This window comes from Liquorilactobacillus nagelii DSM 13675, from assembly GCF_019444005.1.
Classification (GTDB): domain Bacteria; phylum Bacillota; class Bacilli; order Lactobacillales; family Lactobacillaceae; genus Liquorilactobacillus; species Liquorilactobacillus nagelii.
Window position 1 is genome coordinate 2,439,349 of record NZ_CP049304.1, and the last position, 18,867, is coordinate 2,458,215.

The 18,867-nt window shown below is 35.9% G+C and carries 17 protein-coding genes and 2 pseudogenes; 13 read left to right on the forward strand and 6 right to left on the reverse strand.

Annotated elements, in window-relative coordinates; all coding sequences use genetic code 11:
- From G6O73_RS12085 to G6O73_RS12135, 11 genes are all read left to right on the forward strand, one after another.
- Complete coding sequence (locus tag G6O73_RS12085) at positions 1-648, forward strand: bifunctional 4-hydroxy-2-oxoglutarate aldolase/2-dehydro-3-deoxy-phosphogluconate aldolase (protein WP_057885382.1); 648 nt, start codon at positions 1-3, stop codon at positions 646-648.
- A 105-nt stretch (positions 649-753) separates the two neighbouring features.
- On the forward strand, positions 754-1,788 hold the full coding sequence (locus tag G6O73_RS12090; RefSeq protein WP_057885335.1) for a LacI family DNA-binding transcriptional regulator: 1,035 nt from the start codon (positions 754-756) through the stop codon (positions 1,786-1,788).
- 72 nt (positions 1,789-1,860) lie between these two features.
- Positions 1,861-3,270, forward strand: a complete 1,410-nt coding sequence (locus G6O73_RS12095) for a tagaturonate reductase (protein ID WP_057885336.1) — start codon at positions 1,861-1,863, stop codon at positions 3,268-3,270.
- Between the two features lie 12 nt (positions 3,271-3,282).
- Positions 3,283-4,788 (forward strand): UxaA family hydrolase, encoded by a 1,506-nt coding sequence (locus tag G6O73_RS12100; protein WP_057885337.1) that lies wholly within the window; start codon positions 3,283-3,285, stop codon positions 4,786-4,788.
- 22 nt (positions 4,789-4,810) lie between these two features.
- Complete coding sequence (gene uxaC, locus G6O73_RS12105; RefSeq protein WP_057885338.1) at positions 4,811-6,229, forward strand: glucuronate isomerase; 1,419 nt, start codon at positions 4,811-4,813, stop codon at positions 6,227-6,229.
- A 72-nt stretch (positions 6,230-6,301) separates the two neighbouring features.
- On the forward strand, positions 6,302-7,561 hold the full coding sequence (locus tag G6O73_RS12110) for a hypothetical protein (RefSeq protein WP_162254590.1): 1,260 nt from the start codon (positions 6,302-6,304) through the stop codon (positions 7,559-7,561).
- Entirely contained in the window at positions 7,548-8,426 is an 879-nt protein-coding gene (locus G6O73_RS12115) for an aldose 1-epimerase family protein (RefSeq protein ID WP_057885340.1), read from the forward strand. The genes G6O73_RS12110 and G6O73_RS12115 overlap by 14 nt, the downstream gene beginning before the upstream one ends.
- A 16-nt stretch (positions 8,427-8,442) precedes the next feature.
- Positions 8,443-9,405 carry a sugar kinase gene (locus G6O73_RS12120; protein WP_057885341.1) on the forward strand — a complete coding sequence of 321 codons (963 nt, stop codon included), beginning with the start codon at positions 8,443-8,445 and terminating at the stop codon, positions 9,403-9,405.
- A gap of 763 nt (positions 9,406-10,168) precedes the next feature.
- On the forward strand, positions 10,169-10,432 hold the full coding sequence (locus G6O73_RS12125; RefSeq protein ID WP_057885342.1) for a type II toxin-antitoxin system PrlF family antitoxin: 264 nt from the start codon (positions 10,169-10,171) through the stop codon (positions 10,430-10,432).
- Positions 10,432-10,779 carry a type II toxin-antitoxin system PemK/MazF family toxin gene (locus G6O73_RS12130; protein WP_057885343.1) on the forward strand — a complete coding sequence of 116 codons (348 nt, stop codon included), beginning with the start codon at positions 10,432-10,434 and terminating at the stop codon, positions 10,777-10,779. Before G6O73_RS12125 ends, G6O73_RS12130 begins: the two co-directional genes overlap by 1 nt.
- Positions 10,780-11,015: 236 nt before the next feature.
- Positions 11,016-12,179 carry an IS256 family transposase gene (locus G6O73_RS12135; protein ID WP_057885344.1) on the forward strand — a complete coding sequence of 388 codons (1,164 nt, stop codon included), beginning with the start codon at positions 11,016-11,018 and terminating at the stop codon, positions 12,177-12,179.
- A gap of 109 nt (positions 12,180-12,288) precedes the next feature.
- Here G6O73_RS12135 and G6O73_RS12140 read toward each other — a convergent pair whose 3' ends face one another.
- Positions 12,289-13,767, reverse strand: coding sequence for a glycoside-pentoside-hexuronide (GPH):cation symporter (locus tag G6O73_RS12140; RefSeq protein WP_083478466.1), 1,479 nt, complete (start codon positions 13,765-13,767; stop codon positions 12,289-12,291).
- Between the two features lie 548 nt (positions 13,768-14,315).
- Between G6O73_RS12140 and G6O73_RS13100 the strand changes: the two genes are divergently transcribed.
- Positions 14,316-14,453 (forward strand): helix-turn-helix domain-containing protein, encoded by a 138-nt coding sequence (locus tag G6O73_RS13100; RefSeq protein ID WP_083478476.1) that lies wholly within the window; start codon positions 14,316-14,318, stop codon positions 14,451-14,453.
- Positions 14,450-15,604 (forward strand): methionine adenosyltransferase, encoded by a 1,155-nt coding sequence (metK, locus tag G6O73_RS12150; protein ID WP_057885345.1) that lies wholly within the window; start codon positions 14,450-14,452, stop codon positions 15,602-15,604. The genes G6O73_RS13100 and metK overlap by 4 nt, the downstream gene beginning before the upstream one ends.
- Before the next feature lie 120 nt (positions 15,605-15,724).
- On the opposite strand, the gene G6O73_RS13105 is transcribed toward metK, so the two are convergent.
- The 5 genes and pseudogenes from G6O73_RS13105 to G6O73_RS12175 all read right to left on the reverse strand — a co-directional run bounded on the left by G6O73_RS13105 (position 15,725) and on the right by G6O73_RS12175 (position 18,700).
- Positions 15,725-15,805 carry a hypothetical protein gene (locus G6O73_RS13105; RefSeq protein ID WP_157056660.1) on the reverse strand — a complete coding sequence of 27 codons (81 nt, stop codon included), beginning with the start codon at positions 15,803-15,805 and terminating at the stop codon, positions 15,725-15,727.
- Between the two features lie 4 nt (positions 15,806-15,809).
- Positions 15,810-16,157: pseudogene (locus G6O73_RS12975) on the reverse strand (transposase); the annotation flags it as partial.
- A pseudogene (locus G6O73_RS13110) lies at positions 16,130-16,336 on the reverse strand (transposase); the annotation flags it as partial. The pseudogenes G6O73_RS13110 and G6O73_RS12975, both read right to left, overlap by 28 nt.
- A gap of 327 nt (positions 16,337-16,663) precedes the next feature.
- Positions 16,664-16,987, reverse strand: coding sequence for a hypothetical protein (locus G6O73_RS12170; protein WP_083478467.1), 324 nt, complete (start codon positions 16,985-16,987; stop codon positions 16,664-16,666).
- 321 nt (positions 16,988-17,308) lie between these two features.
- Positions 17,309-18,700: an amino acid permease gene (locus tag G6O73_RS12175; RefSeq protein WP_057885346.1), complete on the reverse strand. Its 1,392-nt coding sequence runs from the start codon at positions 18,698-18,700 to the stop codon at positions 17,309-17,311.
- Positions 18,701-18,867: the final 167 nt, after the last annotated feature.

An 18,867-nucleotide genomic window follows, 5' to 3' on the forward strand; every position in this document is an offset into this window, starting at 1 on the left:
ATAAAAAAAGTAACTATTCTAAATAAAATAGTCGATTCTGGAATTGTCGCGGTTATTCGCGGAGAAAGTCCTGAAAAAGCTACTAAAACTGCAGAAGCAGTCATTAAAGGTGGGGTTAAGGGAATTGAATTAACATTTACCGTTCCCAAAATTGATCGGGTAATCGCAGAACTCAGCCAAAAGTATCGGGATAGCAATGTTGCAATCGGAGCTGGAACAGTGTTAGATGCCACATCAGCCAGAATTGCAATTTTGGCAGGTGCAGAGTTTATTGTCAGTCCTAGTTTCAATGTTGAAGTGGCAAAGATTTGTAATTTGTACCAAATTCCATATGTACCTGGTTGCATGACAGTAACTGAAGTCCAAACAGCTTTATCATACGGTGTTGATATTATTAAGATGTTCCCTGGTAGCGTAACAGGACCGAAAATGATTAATGCAATTCATGGCCCATTGCCATATGTTAGCATTATGCCAACGGGTGGCGTGTCACTTGATAATATGGCTGATTGGTTTAAAGCAGGAGCAGTTGTTGTTGGGACAGGAAGCAACTTGACCGGAGCCGCAGATCATGATGACTTCGAAACAGTTACTGCAATGGCTGAAAAATATATTTCTAAATTAGCACAATTACGTAAAAATTATTAAATATAATTAGAGGAATTGCTTCTTTTCTGCCAAATTGTGGTAAATTAATATTATTGAAATCATTTATCATTTAACATAGTTTGAAACTATGAGGGGAAGAGAAGCATGGAAAAAGAATCTTTTAATCGAACAACCATTAAAACAATTGCAAAAGCAGCAGGTGTTTCGCATACGACAGTCTCTCGCGCTTTAAATGATAGTTCTTTAGTCAAACCACAAACAAAGCTAAAAATAAAAAGGCTGGCTGATGAGATGGGATATATACCGGATATCAATGCAAAAGGTCTTGTATCGAATAAAGCTTACGTAGTCGGAATTTACTTTTCACGTTTACAGTCGGGAACTTCTTCAAATTTTTTGGCAGAGTCCATTAGACAGGTAAAAAAGTCTTTAGCTGATTACACTTTAGCAATTAATGGTATTGATTTAATGCATGGTGAAAGTGATATGTTGAGAAATGGTAAGCCTGATGGGGCACTTTTTATAAGCCAATCTCAAGATGATGATTCTTATATTCAATATATGCATGATAATGGGGTACCGGTTGTGGTAATTAATCGAAAAACGGAAATTACTGGTGTGACAAATGTTGTCCCTGATGAATATCATGGAGTTTTTCAAGCAATTGAGTATGCAATTCGTTTAGGCCATAAAAAGTTTGGTTTAATTAAGGGAACACCGAGGTTTACTTCAACTTATTATCGTGAAAAAGGTTTTCGTGATGCGATTGCTAAACATTCGGATGCAGCTGTTATTGAAAAAGCTGTTGTAGATGGCAACTATTCCCGTGAAAGTGGCTTTCATGCGATGAATAAAATTTTGATGAGTGATGAGCTGCCGAGTTTAGTATTTTGTTCAAATGATGAAACAGCAGCTGGCGCAATCAAGTCGTGTCAGAAATTCGGATTGCGAGTGCCAGATGATATTTCGTTGATGGGCTTTGATAATGCTGATTATGCTCGTTTTATGGTTCCTGGGCTTACGACAATCTACAAACCAGTTGAAGAAATTACTCGCATCGGAGTTGAACAATTAAAGTCTTTAATGGAAAGTGGTTCTAAGGTTAAAGTTGAACAAACTCTAAAAGAAATTGTAACAACTGAATTAATAATTCGTGATTCAGTAGCTGATTTACGTTAATTGAAAATTTAATTTCAATTTTCTTTTTCAAATAATGTTAACGATAACATAATATAATGGAGGAATTTATTTATGAAACGTTTGGATGACAGTTTTAGAAAGCTAGAAAAATTTCCAACGAAAGTAATTCAATTTGGTGAAGGCAACTTCTTACGGGCTTTTATTGATTGGCAAATTCATCAGATGAACAAGCAAGGACTTTTTAAAGGTGGAGTAAAGATTGTTCAACCTTTAGCAAAAGGGATGACAAAGAATCTTGATCAACAGGATGATTTATACACCGTACTGCTCGAAGGGGTATTGAATGGTAAAAAATATCAAAGCCATGAAGTTATTGAAAGCGTTAACGGTACCGTTCGACCTTATGAAAACTATGCTGAATATTTGAAATTAGCTGAAGATGACAATATCGAGGTTATTTTCTCAAACACAACAGAAGCTGGAATTGCTTTTGATGAAAATGATAAATTGAGTGACCAGCCGCAAAATTCTTATCCTGGTAAGTTAACCGCCTTGTTGTATCATCGTTTTGAATTGGGCAAGAAGGGTTTTCATATCATTCCTTGTGAATTAATTAACCACAATGGTGATCAATTAAAGAAAATTGTTTTGCAGTATGCTGAGCTTTGGAAGCTGGGGGAAAAATTTGTTGACTGGATCAATAATGACAATAAATTCTATTCAACTTTAGTTGATCGAATTGTTCCCGGCTACCCACGTGATCGTGCCGCTGATTTAGAAAAAGAATGGGGCTACCTTGATCAAATGATGGTTAAAACGGAACCATTCTTGATCTTTGTTTTGGAAGGCAGTCAAGCGATTAATGATGTTCTACCATTGAAAGAGGCCGGAATTAATTTTGTTGTGACTGATGATATGCAGCCATACCGTAATCGAAAAGTTTCAATTTTAAACGGACCACATACCACAATGTCACCAATTGCTCGCTTAGCTGGAATTGAAACTGTTGGTGAAGTTATGAAAGACAAAGACTTTTACAAATTTGTTAACGATGAAATGTACCAAGAAATTATTCCAACGGTAGCATTGCCGGAAAAAGAGTTAGCTGACTATGCAGAAGGTATTAAAGAACGCTTTGAAAATCCATATGTTAAGCATCAGTTGAGTTCAATAGCTTTAAACAGTATTTCGAAATTCACTGCGCGCCTGTTACCGACTTTAAAACGTTATGTTGCTAAAAATCAAGAATTACCAAAGCGAATTGTTTTAGCTTTAGCAGCCTATTTGAAAATTTATCGTGGACAAGCTGATTTTGAACCGAGTGACACAGCTGAAGTTTTAGCTGCTTTCAAGGAAATTGCTGGTGATGAAAATTATGTCCATGAAGCTTTAAGTAACTCAGATTTTTGGGGTGAAGATTTAACACAAATTTCTGGTTTAGAAGCTCTAGTTAATAAGTATTTAACAGAAATTGATCAAAAAGGCACACGGGCAATTGTTGAAAGAATCAATGCTGAATAAGGAGGGGCAAGTATGAATCAATTTGTTATTCTAAATGATAACGATATGGTGGCAGTTGCTTTACAGGATATTCCAGCGGGAACGGTTTTAGAAACTCCTAAAGGCAAGCTTAAAACGACTGAAGATATTACCCGTGGACATAAAATTGCTTTACAAGATATTGCTGAAGGTGAAAGTGTTATTAAATATGGTTTTCCAATTGGTCACGCAACCCAAGCTATTAAGCAGGGAGAACATGTTCACGTTCATAATTTAGCAACTAACTTATCTGGTGAGCTTAGTTATACGTATGAACCTAAAAAATACGCTAATCCATATGAAAAACTACCCAAGGATCAACGGACATTTATGGGTTACAAACGAGCAAATGGCAAAGTTGGAATTCGCAATGATTTGTATATTATTCCAACAGTTGGTTGTATTAATCCATTATTAGATGCGATTGTTCAGCAATTCAAAGCTTATTATCCAGATAACGGTGCCTTTGATAATTTAGTTGTTTTAAAGCATCCCTATGGTTGTTCTCAGCTTGGTGATGATTTTGAACAAACACGTAAGATTCTGGTGGATGCAGCCATGCACCCGAATGCCGGTGGAGTTTTAATTTTCGGACTTGGGTGTGAAAATAATCAAATGACCGGAATGATTGAAGAATTAAAGCAACGGGGCGGTTACGATCCTGAGCGAATTAAGTTCTTGGTGGCTCAGGAAGTCGATGATGAAATCGGAACAGCAGTTGAGATGCTGAATGAGTTGAATGAAGTGGCTAAGCAGGATCAGCGAGTTGAATTGCCATTAAGTGAATTGAAGATAGGATTGAAATGTGGCGGTTCTGATGGCTTGTCAGGTGTTACTGGGAACCCGCTCTTAGGTCGGTTATCAGATTTTGTCAACCATCAAGGCGGTTCAACAGTTCTAACTGAAGTTCCAGAAATGTTTGGGGCAGAAAAAATCTTGATGTCACGAGCAAAGGATGAAGTTACCTTTGAGAAAATCGTTGATTTAATTAACAACTTTAAAGCTTACTTTGAAAGCTTTAATCAGCCGATTTATGAGAATCCGTCTCCGGGTAACAAAGCTGGAGGAATCTCAACTTTAGAGGATAAGTCATTAGGCTGTACGCAAAAGTCGGGAACGGCGCAAGTTAATGATGTTTTAAAATACGGGCAAAAGATTAAAAGTCATGGCCTATCATTATTACAGGCACCCGGTAATGATTTAGTTTCTTCTTCAGCATTGGCCTCAGCTGACTGTCAGATGGTTCTATTTACTACCGGACGTGGAACCCCATTTGCAACCTATGTTCCAACTGTTAAGGTTGCATCTAATTCCTATATTGCAGGCAAAAAGCCACGGTGGATTGATTTTAATGCCGGTAAATTAATGGATGAATCAATGGATCAGTTAGCCGATGAATTTATCCAGTATATTATTGATGTTGCTAGCGGCCGGAAAACAAATAATGAAAAATATGATATTCACGGCTTAGCGATTTTTAAAATTGGTGTAACAGAATAAAAATTAAAAGGAGTGTTGTTTTATGTTTCTAAATGATGATTTTTTATTAACCACAGATACAGCTAAGAAGCTCTTTCACAACTATGCAGAAAAAATGCCGATTATTGATTACCACTGCCATTTAAATCCAGTTGAAATTTATGAGAATAAGAATTTTGCTAATTTAACAGAGGCTTGGTTAGTTTCCGGTACTTATGGTGATCACTACAAGTGGCGCTTGGAAAGAGCAAATGGAATCCCAGAGCATTACATCACTGGTGATGCGGATCCATATGAGAAATTCATGGCTTGGGCGAAAACAATTGAACGATCAGTTGGCAATCCACTTTACGAGTGGACACATATTGAATTACGTCGTTTCTTTGGGATTACAAAATTGCTTAATATGAAAACAGCTCCAGAGATTTGGCGTAAATGTAATGAAATGCTAGCTCAGCCGGAATTTAAACGGCGTGAATTAATCAAACGCTTCAATGTTCGTGTGGTTTGCACAACGGATGATCCGATTGATGACCTCCGTTATCAGATTGCTTTGCAAAAAGAAGAAAAAGCTTTTAAAGTTTTACCAGCGTTTCGACCAGATAAAATTTTGAATATCCAAAAAAAGACCTATAGTGACTATGTAGCCAAATTAGCGGAAGTTGCTGAAACTCCAATTAAAACTTTTGCTGATGTCATGACTGCTTTGCAGAAACGAATTGATTTCTTTGATGAACATGGAAGCAAGTTAGCTGACCATGCCTTAGATACAGTTAGCTACGAAGATGCAACAGCCACTGAATTGGACAAAATTGTAGCTAAAGCAGTAGCTAATGAAGTATTATCTGATCATGAAATTGCCCAATATCAAACAGCGTTAATTAAAGGTTTGATGCGGATTTATCATGAGAAAGATTGGACGATGCAATTTCATATTCATGCTTTCCGTGATTTGAATGCGGGAATGTTTGAAAAAATCGGTCCAGATACTGGTTATGATGGAATGAATGATCGACCGATTATGGATAGCTTGGCAAGTTTGTTTGAATCAATGGAAAAAGAAGATGCAGTTCCACGAACAATTCTATATTCCCTGAATTCGAAAGATTGGTTGCCATTAATTACAATGATGAATTGTTACCAGAAAGATGTTCGTCAGAAGTTACAGTTAGGTGCCGGTTGGTGGTTCAATGATACTCGTACAAAGATGCGTGAACAACTTGATACCTTTGCGGATGAAAGCTGCTTGCCTAACTTTGTTGGTATGCTGACTGATTCACGAAGCTTCTTATCATATCCACGTCACGAATATTTCCGCCGGGTGCTTTGCGAATGGCTGGGTGAGATGGTTCAGCGGGGTCAGGTTCCAGATGATGAAGAAATGTTAGGCAAGATTGTCGAAGATATTTCATATAATAACGCCCATGATTGGTTCCATTTCTTTGATGGTGATTTCAAATAAATCAAATTTGACTAAAGAGGGTTGTTAAGTCGACCCTCTTTAATTTTAAGTAATTGAAAGAAGTGTAAAATGATGCTGAAAAAAATTGCTGGAGAGCCATTAAATATTTTGCACACAATTGGAATGGAACAGCTCTATCCAATTATTCGAATGGAACTGAGATTTTCTCAGACAATAAATTTGCCTAAATTAAAGCAAGCTATTAAATTAGTAACCCAAGTAATTCCGCAATTAAAATCAACTTACAATTTGAATGATAATTCATGGGAAGTTGATGATCAGTTAGCTGAACAGATTTTGGTTGAAATTGACCAAGGTATTAATCCAGATGCCATAAAATGGAATTTGTTTAAAGAACCCCAATTGAAAGTATATTATTGCCATTTAACTGATGGCGATTGTTTATATCTATACTTGAGCCATATTTTGTCTGACGGTGCTGGTTTCAAACAGTTAGTTTATTTGCTAGCAGATTGTTATAATCGCTCGGATGCAGCAATTAAAGATGTTCGCAATAATCAAAATGTTAATGAGATTATGAAGGCTATTGGAACTACTGCGAAAAAATCACCTGTGAGAACGGATCATCCTGATGAACATTATTATTTTCCTCAAATGACAGAAGATGGGCAACATATTGTAACTCAAGTTCATAATTTACGGATACCAGCTGACTTTTTTGAAACAATGCACCAAAAAACGAAACACGTTGGTGCAACAGTTAATGATTTGTTCTTAGCGGCTTTTTTGCGAACTTTAAGTAATTATCGCAAACAGGCACAATTGTCATTGGCTTGTCCAACCGATTTACGACAATTTTTAAGTAGTCAAGATAAGAAAACTTTGCGAGTGGCTAATTTTACTGCGCGCTATAATTTAATGGTCGAAATTGAGAAAAATGAACCTTTTGAAGTTAGTTTGAAAAAAATTCATCGGGAAATGCAGCAATTAAAGGATAGTAAGCAATTTCTAAATTCAATTAAGGAATTATTAGTTAAATATCAACAAGAATCGCCAGCCGATCTTAGAAAAGTTGCCGAAGCCAACTACCATATCCGCCCGATTTCTTACACCAATTTAGGGATTGTTGATCAAACAAAATTGAATTTTAATGGGAGCAAACTGGAAGAGTGCATTTTTTCAGGAGCTTTCAGACGATATCCGAACTATCAAGTTGCTTTTAGTTCATTCGGTGGTGCTGCACAATTAGTCTTTAATATGATCGGGTCACCGCAACAACAAATGGTAGGTCAACAATTGATGGCCAGCATGGCTGCTGATATGTTTAATTTTGCATATGGTTTGGAGGAAATTAAAAATGATAACAATTGAAAATGAAAAGTTTAAAGCAGAAATTGATTTGCAGGGAGCGCAACTGACACACTTGATTAACAAAGAGGCAGATTTTGATTATCTTTGGAATGGCTCTGAGTGGCCAAAGCATGCACCGATACTATTTCCGGCCATTGGACGTTCAAATAATGATGAATATAAATTAGGAAATCAAAAGTACTCGATGCCGCAACACGGTTTTGTAGGCGATCAGGAATTTAAGGTTGTAGAACAAAATGAAACTGAAGTTACTTTAGGATTGACAGCTAATGCCGTAACAAAGGTTCTATATCCGTTCAACTTTGAATTACAAGTAACGTTTGCATTGCAGAATAAGGGACTTGCTCTTTCTTTTTTGGTGATTAATCACTCAACAGAAACTTTACCATTTTCTTTGGGCTCACATCCAGCCTTTAATGTACCAGTAGCTGGCACTGGTGAGTTCAATGATTACCAACTAACAATTGATGGAGATTTTGATTTGCCGCTGCAAGCTGCTGAAATTATCAAAACACCAGCTCCTTATCGGACTGGCAAAGTCGAATTACTTTCAGCTACTAAAACGATTGATTTAAAGCATGATTTATTTAAGAATGGTTTACGAATTATTATGAATGAAGGCGTTAAGACGATTAGCTTGACTTCAGCGATATCTAAGCACGCAGTTACTGTTAAATTGGGTGATTTTAAGCGTGTTTGCTTATGGACAAAAGAAGATCAAACTTTGCCATTTTTATGTATTGAGCCCTTTAACGGCCTGCCTGACGTCTTAGGAGAACCAGTTGATTGGTCAGAAAAAGAGGCAGGTTGGAATTTAGCGGCTGGAAAGAGCCAAGTAATGAACTATAAAATTGAATTAGCTTAATTTGGGAGGAAAGATGATGACAGAATTATTGACAGTTGGAGAACCAATGGGATTATTTATTGCTCAAGAAAACGGGGCGTTGGAAGATGTTGAACACTATAGCAGCCGAATTGCTGGTGCAGATTTAAATGTTGCGATTGGAGTAGCCCGTTTTGGACATCAAGTTGCTTTTATTTCTCAAGTTGGAGATGACACTTTTGGTCGACAAATAAAACGTCGTCTCGAACAAGAGAAGATTGATTCCCAGTATTTGACTGTTTCCAAAGAATGGAAGACAGGCTTTATGCTAAAGGGGTTAGCAGCTAATGGACGACCAGCAACTGACTATTATCGCAAAGGCAGTGCCGCTGCACATATTTCTTTGGAGAAGCTAGACCAAGTCGATTTTAATGGTGTTAAAATTTTGCATTTAGGTGGTATCTTAGCCGGATTAAGTGAAGCTGGTTATCAAGCAACCTTACATTTAATAAAACGTGCACGTGAACATCAGGTGCAAATTACTTTTGATCCCAATTTGCGGCCAACAATTTGGGAATCAGAAGAGTTAATGATTGAAAGAACTAACGAAATTGCCAAGTTATGTGATGTTGTGATGCCGAATATCAAAGAAGGCGGAATCTTAACTGGAGAAAAAGATGTTCAGGCAATGGCTGATTTTTATTTGAAGCAAGGGGTTAAACAAGTTATTATCAATATGGTAGAAAATGGTTCTTACAGCAAACGAATGGATGAACAGCATCAAGTTCACGAAGAACGGATGCCAGAACTAAAACCAGATCAAATTGTTGATCGTGTTGGTGCCGGAGATGGTTTTGTAGCAGGAGTTGTTTCAGGAAAACTTGAAAGCTTAAATGATCTTGATTGCTTACGTCGTGGTAGTGCAGTCGGAGCAATTCAAATGGAAAACTTGGGTGACAATGAAGGCTTACCAACTAAAGCGGAAGTTACTAACTTTTTAAGCAGCAAAGGAGTTATTTAAAGACTTGAAGATGAGAAAAGTTGGGCACAAAACATGGTTAATTGATTTAGATTAACAAGGTGAGATGACTTGATTCAGTCAAGAAAATAGCTAAAAGATTAAGAAAACCTGTATATTTTGGGGTTTCTGTCAAATTAGATTGTTAGAACTATGAAGTCCTCTTGATAAGGGGGGCTTCTTTATTTTATAATTAAAAGAATTTTGACATAAAAATGATTCATATCTTTGAATCTGTAGCAGATACGTTTAAGTGCTTTGATCTTACGATGGATTCCTTGATAACTTATCTGAATTATATCTGTTGATTCATTTTGTATCTTCTTTTTAGCAAATTCTTGAAAAATGGATCATTTCCTGGGTTTTTGAATAATAAATATTCGAGTTTGTATTCTTTTAAAATGTCTTTTAATATTTGATTTACAGTAGTAGTATTTCTATCATTTTTTATTTTTTATAAAAACTTTTTATTGTTATTTGTTGTTCTAAAAAATACAACTGTATCTGGCTCTTCCCATATTAATTATCACCATTTCAATGTACGTCACTTGTGTTTTTTTATATATTTGATAGCTTTTTTATTTGCTTTAATATCTAGAATTTGTTGATATATGAGTATTATCAGAGTGTTGGCACTGCCGACCAGCAAATTTTTTGCACATCATTTTTCAATATTAATTAAAAAAATGTGTTTTTCTTCTTTTCTTGAGATATTAAAGCAGTTATGTTATTATTCTTTGTAAGGAAAAAGTAAGGGGATGGTGTTATGAGTGCGGGTAATGTAACTAAGGTTAGCTCGAAAATCACAAGTAAAAATCAGATTACAATTCCTAAAACAGTACGTGAGTTTTTAAAAGTTCAAGCTGCTGATACGATTGAGTGGCAAATTGAGCCAAATGGTAAAGTAATGATTGTACGCAGTAACCCGGATCTATGGCAACTTGTTGATGAACAAGAAAAAAAATTCGGAAATCTCAGCACAATAGAAGTTGATTGGGGTAAGGATGTAGAAAGTGAAGACTTTGATTAATGAAATTAAAACAAGGCGCTATTTTGTGGATTAATTTAGATCCAGCTAAAGGCACTGAAACTAAGAAGAAGCGACCATGTTTAATTGTGAGCAACGATCACTATAATCGCTATTTTAATACGATACTGGTTGTACCCATCAGTACGTCTGATAAATACCGCATCCTAGAAAAGTATGTTAAGTCACCCTTGTTTATTGGGATAGACAAGGGTGAAGTACATGGAACAGCGTTATTACAACATGTCCGCGCCGTCGATCCAACAAAACGATCAGATAGCGAAGTTGTGGTCACTTTATCTCAACAAGAAATTAGTTCAATTAGTACAAAAGTCCAACAATTCTTCTGAAAAACAGATGTTATTTATTGATAAGAGCAGTAAATAGGCCCTAATATCTATATTTATAGATATTAGGGCCTATTTTAACAATGTTTTTGAGGGATTATTTGACACCTCCATATGGAGAAGGTCATCATCCGAGAGTATAAAATAGTTTGTGTAAATGAATAAAAATCCTATTGAAAAGGGAATCCCTTCCCCATATGATTAAATCGTCAAACCAAACCAAAACGGAGGGATTCCCCATGGACCAGTTTACCAAAGATTTAACCAAAACTCTATTATCAAATGGCGATGTTAAAGAACTTTTTCGTCAACAACTCGAAACAGCTATTAATCGAATCTTGCAAGCTGAACTAACCGTTTTGCTTGGTTATGATCCTTATGACCGCTGCGGCTTTAATTCGGGCAATTCTTGCAATGGCCAGTATTATCGCTTAATTGACTCTGAATATGGTAAGTTGAAGATTGCTGTGCTGCGTGACCGTAAGGGCCATTTTCATAACCACCTGCTTCCAGCCTATTCTCGTCGTCAGGACGCTTTAGAAACAACAATCATTCAGCTTTATTCCAAGGGCGTTACGACCCGTGAAATTGCAGATTTGATTGAAAAAATGTATGGCTCTTATTATTCACCTACTACTGTTTCTAATATCACTGCTCAGGTAACAAAACAGATTGAAGCTTTTCATCAACGAGCTATTAAGGCAAACTATGTTTGTCTTTTCTTAGATGCAACTTACCTACCTCTACGTCGTGATTCAGTTCAAAGAGAGGCAGTCTATATTGCTTTAGGTATTACACCTGTCGGCATCAAAGAAGTTCTTGATTATCGAATCGCTCCAAGTGAAAACGCAGGAGTTTGGTCAGAAATGGCAGAAGATCTTAAACAACGAGGATTAAAGCAAGTCCAGTTGATCATCGCAGATGGAATGGTTAGTCTGCAGCCGCCATTATTGCACGCTTTCCCGAAAGCCAAATTCCAAAGATGCCTAGTACATGTTATGCGTAATATTGGTTCGCATGTGCATTTAAAAGATCGTGAAGCAATCTTAAATGATTTTAAAGAACTGCATTCAGCGACCGATGTAACTGCAGCACACAAGATTTTAAATGATTTTTATGGTGCTTGGGAGAAACTGTATTCTAATCTGATCCAGCAACTTAAATCCATTGAAAATGAACTCTTAGCTTTCTTGAGCTTTCCTCCTGCTATTCGACCAACAATTTATTCAACCAATATCTTAGAATCACTGAACAAAAGAATTAAACGCAAGACCAAACCCAAAGAACAGTTTCCAAACGAAAAATCTTTAGACAATTTTATTGGAGTTCAAGTCATAAGCTACAACGAAAAATACTTCAATCGTAGCCATCGTGGTTTTGGTCAAGTCAAAGACACGTTATAGAGAAATAATATAAGTAGGTTTAATTATAGAAAAGAAAAAATAAACTCAAAGAGAAAATCTCTGAGTTTATTTTGAAAAATTAGATGTAAACTATCTATGGTACTTAGATTTAATGGTTATCTTTGTCTCCGATTTTTCCTTTTTCCCATCTGCCTTCTTGCAGATCAGAAGCAATTATATCATAGTTGTTATCACTTAATTTATAAAGCTTAACAATGATGAAAGCAGCTACTATTAAGCAAATCCCAGGATAAAGGGTCATTGCTCCTTTGATTCCCTTTAAGGTTTCAGATGACTGATGAGCATTAGCAATATATCCGGTTAAAGCTAAAACAGAAGCAGTTACTAAAGCGGCAAGAGATTGGGCAATTTTACGTGAAAAGTTAAATGCAGCATAAGTGATCGCTTCTTTACGCATTCCAGTATGCCATTCGCCGTAATCAATACAATTTGAAACTAGAGCCCAAGTAATTCCATTTGGGATAGCTAAAGCAGTGTAGCCAATAGTTACAAGAATGATAAAGGTGACAACATTAGTTGGAATGAAGAAATTTAAAATGTTGGCAGTCGCTCCAACAATGAAACTAACCATCATCACCGGTTTTTGACCAAATCGCTTTGTTAGAGAAGGAATCATGAAAACACCAACAATTGATGTTCCCATCATAATAGCGTTAATAATAGGCTGTAATCCAATGTTATTTAAATTGTATTTAGCATAATAAATCATCATCTGATTATTAGTATTCATTGCAGAGATTGTAAATAACTGCATTAAAATTACGGCACCTAAAGGTCCATTAGTAAAGACAACTTTTAAATAGTCTTTAAAGCCTTCACGCTTAGCATTTGCATCTCGGTGCACGTTAACATTTTCTTTTGTTCCTAAATAACAAACAGCGAACATTAAAACTCCAGCAATTGCAAAAACTACACTAGCTAGCATGTAACCGTGAGTATCTGTTCGATCATTACCAAACATCAACATAAGCGGAATAAATCCAACACCAGCAATAAATTGAGCACCAACAGAGCCAACTTGACGAGTCATTGCCATAAAATTTCGATCATCATTATTACGTGACATGACAGAGGCCAGCGATCCATAAGGGTCATTGGTAAATGAGTAAATGAGTCCCCAGATCATATAGGCCGCATAAGCGTAAATAATTTTTTGAGTCATGGATAAGCCACTAGGCATCGTAAATGTAACGACTGTCATGATTCCTAAAAGAATGGCAGAAATCATCATGACAGGTCGAAACTTACCACGAGGACCAATCTTCTTTCGACCGTCAATAACAGAACCAGCAATTGGATCCATAAAGGCATCAAAGATTTTGGTGAATCCGAAAATTCCTCCCACAACTGCCGCTGGTAATCCAGCAGCATCAGTCCAGAAGTTTGTTAAATATGACTGACCTAAGTCAAACATGAAGCCGTTTCCAAAATCTCCGAAACCATAAGAGATTTTCTGCGACAAAGGAATGTGTTTATTTAATTCTGGATCGAGAATTTGTTTTCCAATAGATTCTTTTGTTGTAACTTTTTCTGGCGTATTGTTAATATGCCCTGAAACGTTGTTCATAATAATTCCTCCCAAATAAGCAAAAATGAATGCGTTAACAAAAAAACAAATATGAAAAAAACTTAAAAGCATAGATTAGTTGAGTTGATTATTCATAAATATGTTCCGTTTTATGAACACGTTAAAATACATCTTTAACGCTTACATTATAAAGCGGTTCCACCATCTTAGTCAATACTTTTTTGATAATTTGTGAATTAAATAACTTTATAAACTGCGAAAATTTATTTTTATTGTGTTATTATTGGTAGCTTTTCAAAGCGCTTTAAACGTTAAATAGGGGTTTTTTGATTGATTGTTGATAATAAATACTATATTAGAAAGTATATAATTTCTTCCTCGACTTTTAAGTTCAGTTATTAACACAGAACTGCAAACTGAAAATAAAATAATTTTTTTGGTTTATATATAGTTTTCTGTTAACGTGAACAGAAAATGACTTTTAATTTTTAAAAATTGAGTTTGCGTTTTTAAAATTTAATAAATACATTTAAGTAAAGAAAGTTGAGGAGGCAAAGAAAAGATTTTATTTCGATGGTGAGAAAGTAATTGATGTTTCTTTTAAGCTTTCTTTTAGTGAACCAAGTTATTTTTCAAAAATATTTAAAAAAATACAAGGTGAAACACCCGTCCAGTATAAAAAAAGTATTGTATTGGATAAAGAGAAGGCAGGTAGTAAAAAATGAAAAAGATTGCAGCTGAATCTGTTACAGAAGGTCATCCCGACAAGGTATGTGATCAATTGTCGGATTCTTTGCTGGATGCTTACTTAGAAAAGGACCCTAATGCGAAAGTGGCATTAGAGTGTATGATTTCTAAAAATCTTTTGTTAGTTTCTGGCGAAGTTAGCAGTAAGAAAACAATAAATTATGAGGAAGTAATTAGAGAAAAATTACTTAAAATTGGCTATGATGATGTGAATAAAGGGTTTGACGCGAAAAAGTGTATGATTGAAGTTAATGTTCGAACTCAATCACCAGATATAAGTATTGGCATAAAAAAAGATAATGGTCAGATCGGAGCAGGAGATCAAGGTACGGTTTATGGTTATGCTACATCTGAGACGCCAGATCTTGTTCCAATGCCAATTTATTTGGCCAATAAGCTGGCTAAGGTAATTGACAACTATCGACACGAAAATAAATTGCCATATTTAAGGCCTGATGAAAAAACACAGGTTGTAATATTATATGATAAAAATGACACTCCTATTGGGATTGATAGTATTACATTATCCGTTCAGCATGATCCTCTAGTTTCTGAAGCCCAACTGCGTGACGATCTATTTAAAATGGTCATCCAACGAAATATTAACCAATTATTGTTAAAGAACACTAAAATTTTAATAAATCCGACTGGTCGATTTATAATTGGTGGACCTGAAGCTGATACGGGGGTCACTGGTAGAAAACTTTTGGTTGATACCTATGGTTGCGGCTTTCCTCATGGTTGCGGTGCATTCTCAGGTAAAGATCCAACAAAAGTTGATCGTTCAGCTGCATACATGGCAAGATTTGTTGCTAAAAACATTGTGGCTTCAAAATTAGCAGCAAAATGTTTGATATCTTTAACATACGTAATCGGTCTTGAAAAACCTGTTAACATTAGTTTGAATACTTTTGGAACTGAAAAAATATCTTTAGGATTATTGAGAGAATTTATTTGTAGAATATTTGATTTTTCACCGAGAGAAATAATCTCGGTTCTTCATTTAAAGCAGCCAATTTACAGTTCCACGGCTGTGTATGGACATTTTAAAGATGGTTATAATTATCCTTGGGAGTCGACAAAAATAGCAGAGCTTTTAAAAATTCTAATCAAGGTTGATAGGATTTAGAGAAGTTTGAAAGCGAAAAATGAAATTTCATTCTTTAAAATTGAATAGATGCTTGCATCTAAAGCCTAATTTAAGAATCGTATTGGTGAAGCCATGAAGTCCTCTGAATAGGGAGCTTCTTTATTTTACAATTAAAAGAATTCTGGCATAAAAATGATCCATGTTTTTGAATCCGTAACAGATTCGTTTAATAACTTTGATTTCATTATTGGTAACCTTCTACTGGACCATTTGAAAACGTGGTTTTGAAACCGTTAATGGTTTCAGCTTGATGTTTACGTAGCGTTCGGCTAGCTTTCTTTATTTGTTCAGGCATCTCAGAAGCTGAATCTAATAAACTATTTAAAGCTTCAGTATCTTGATGATGAATGACGTATAACAGTTGTTGGTAATAAGTGTGGGCGTTTTTCAATTCATCAGACATAGCTAACAGGCGATCGACAACATCTGCATCACATAGTTGTCGTTTTTGAAAATTGATCCGTTTGGAGTAATGTTGGTAGTCTATTTCAGCTGAATCCTTTACTAATAATTTCCAATATCGTTTAAGCGCACGCCAATCATGAGAACCACCACGGCTTGCTTCATGACTTGAAGTCGAACTGAATTTAAAGCTTGAAAAGTCTGCGCGAAAACATGAAAATGATCAGCGATAATAATTGCATTGGTGGAGAGTTCATTAATTAAAGGGCGATACGGAGAGTAAGAATCAACAGTTACTGTTTTAACCGCTTTTCGAGCCTTAAAAGTATATTTTTAAGAAATAATTTCTAATAAAGTTACTGGTTCTCGATCTGATAATATCAATTGCCCGGTGATGGACACTATCCATCACTAGAAGACTCATACCACTTTTAGCGAATCTTCCTTGACTTGAAATCATCGAAAGCAATGTCAGCAGGCAACCAGTGATAATTAGGCTGGATGTAACTTTTTAGTAAAGCGCATGACAGTCATGGAAAAGATAGCATATTTATCAGCAATATCTGTTTGAGAAATGTTTTTGCCTAACGCAACGATGGTCCGGTATTTAATTGCATCTGAAATATATTCTTTAGGCTAAATACCAGTAACTTTAGCAATTTTAGTGATAACTTTGGGACACTCTTTTGATTTAGGGCAGATAAACTTTTGTTTGCGAATATAAAGAATATTAGTATCACCGGCCGAGGGCAGGCCAACAGTTTTGGTTAGTTTAAAACCGTTTCGCAACATTTTTTGATGGCAAACGGGACAAAAACAAGAATAGGTTTGAAGCAGATGAACAAGGTGACCTTTTTGATGGTGATAAAATCCTTCAGAAATATAATGTTCAGCAAATTTAGGGTCAAAAATAAGGTTTGGATCTTTAATTCCAAGTAAAAGTCGGGTACAATAATCCATAAATTAAACATTTTTTCTATACCCGTGTAGTGACGAGTATATTTTGAAGATGAAGTTAGCGCTTCGTCTTTTTTTATAGCATAAAGCAAAAATTGGTACTAGGATAGAAAATATTTCTATCAGTACCAAATATTAATAGAACCAAATAAAAGAAGTCCCCCTATTCAGAGGACTGTACGTCTCCACCAATATGATTTAGTGGAGATCCGTTTTCTCAACCACGTTCCAGTCTTTTGAAGTAAAACGTTAAAGTTATTAAGTTGTCGTAGAAACTGCGATGGCCTGAAAGCCTGGTATCGTGGGTCCCAGCTACTTAAAATACTATTTATTTTTTGTCAATATTTTGTCTGGACGTTTGATCAAAAAGATTAAGGTCATAATTCCTAAGAAAATGAAGCCAATAATAACAGAAATGCGAGTTTCCGGATTAAAAAACATAAAAATTAAAGTTAAGAATAAGCCAAGTAGAGCAAAGTAATTGCTAAGTGGAGACATCGCTAGTTTAAAGGGATGCCCAGTTAATTCAGCATGCTTTATTTTTCGGAATCTCAGATGACTCAACAGAATTACAAACCACGGGACCATTCCTGGCAAGACACTGGAACTATACACCATTACAAAAATATTGGAACTTCCCTTGATTAAATGAGGTAAAACTGCATTTAAAATCATACCAATAAAAATACCACAAGAGATGGTTAAAACAGCTAAAACAGGTACACCACGATTAGAAAGCTTAGTAAATTTATCGCTGACCTCACGTTTTAAACCAAGGCTATATAACATTCGGCTGGAACTGAAAATTCCGGAATTACAACCAGACATAGCAGCGGTAACTAAAACGAAGTTTATAATGCCGGCAGCTGCAGTGATTCCAACTCGAGCAAATGTTTCAACGAACGGTGAACCGACTTGATCTAACTTGTCCCAAGGATAGATAGTTACAATTACGAATATTGATCCAATATAAAACAATAAGATACGACCGACAATTGATTTGATTGATTTTACAATAGTTGGTTGTGGATCTTTAGCTTCACCAGCAGTAATTCCAATGACTTCAATTCCCTGGTAGGAAGCAATTACGATTGATAAAGCAAAGATGAATCCTTTGAATCCTCCAGTAAAGAAACCACCATGTGACCAGAGATTAGAGAATCCCATTGGCTGCCAATGGTTGCCTAATCCTAACAGAATAACCATCGCCCCCAAAATTAGCATAAAGATAATTGTTATAACTTTAATTAGTGCAAACCAAAATTCTAATTCTCCATATGCTTTAACAGAAACTAAGTTGGCAATACAAAGGGTAATTACAATAACAGCCCCGGAAATCCAATCAGGCAAGTTGGGCCACCAATAATTTAAATACTGCCCGACAGCAATTACTTCACTAATTCCGACAACCAGATATTGGAAAACATTGCTCCAAGCAGTCAGGTAACCGACAACTGGATGTAAATATTCACTGCCAAATTTGGCAAAGGAACCGGTGGAAGGGTCTAAGTACAACATTTCCCCCAAAGCACGCATCACAATGTAAAGAATTAGACCAGCTAAAGCATAATCCAGTAAAACAGAAGGACCAGTCCATTTAATTGTTGAAGCCGAACCCATAAAAAGGCCGACACCGATTGTTCCACCAAGAGCAATCATCTGCATTTGGCGTGATGAAAGATCTCGGTTCAGATTTTGATTTTCTTCTTTCTTCATAAGCAACTCCCTGAATAATTTTTAATAACAAAAAAGCGCTCCTGGAAAAATCCAGGGGCGCTTAATCTAAGCGTGGTACCACCCATTTTCGAACAATAATTTTATTGCTCACACTCAATTTCTGATAACGGCTGCAGCCGGCATTTATTTCAGTAATATTCCTAATC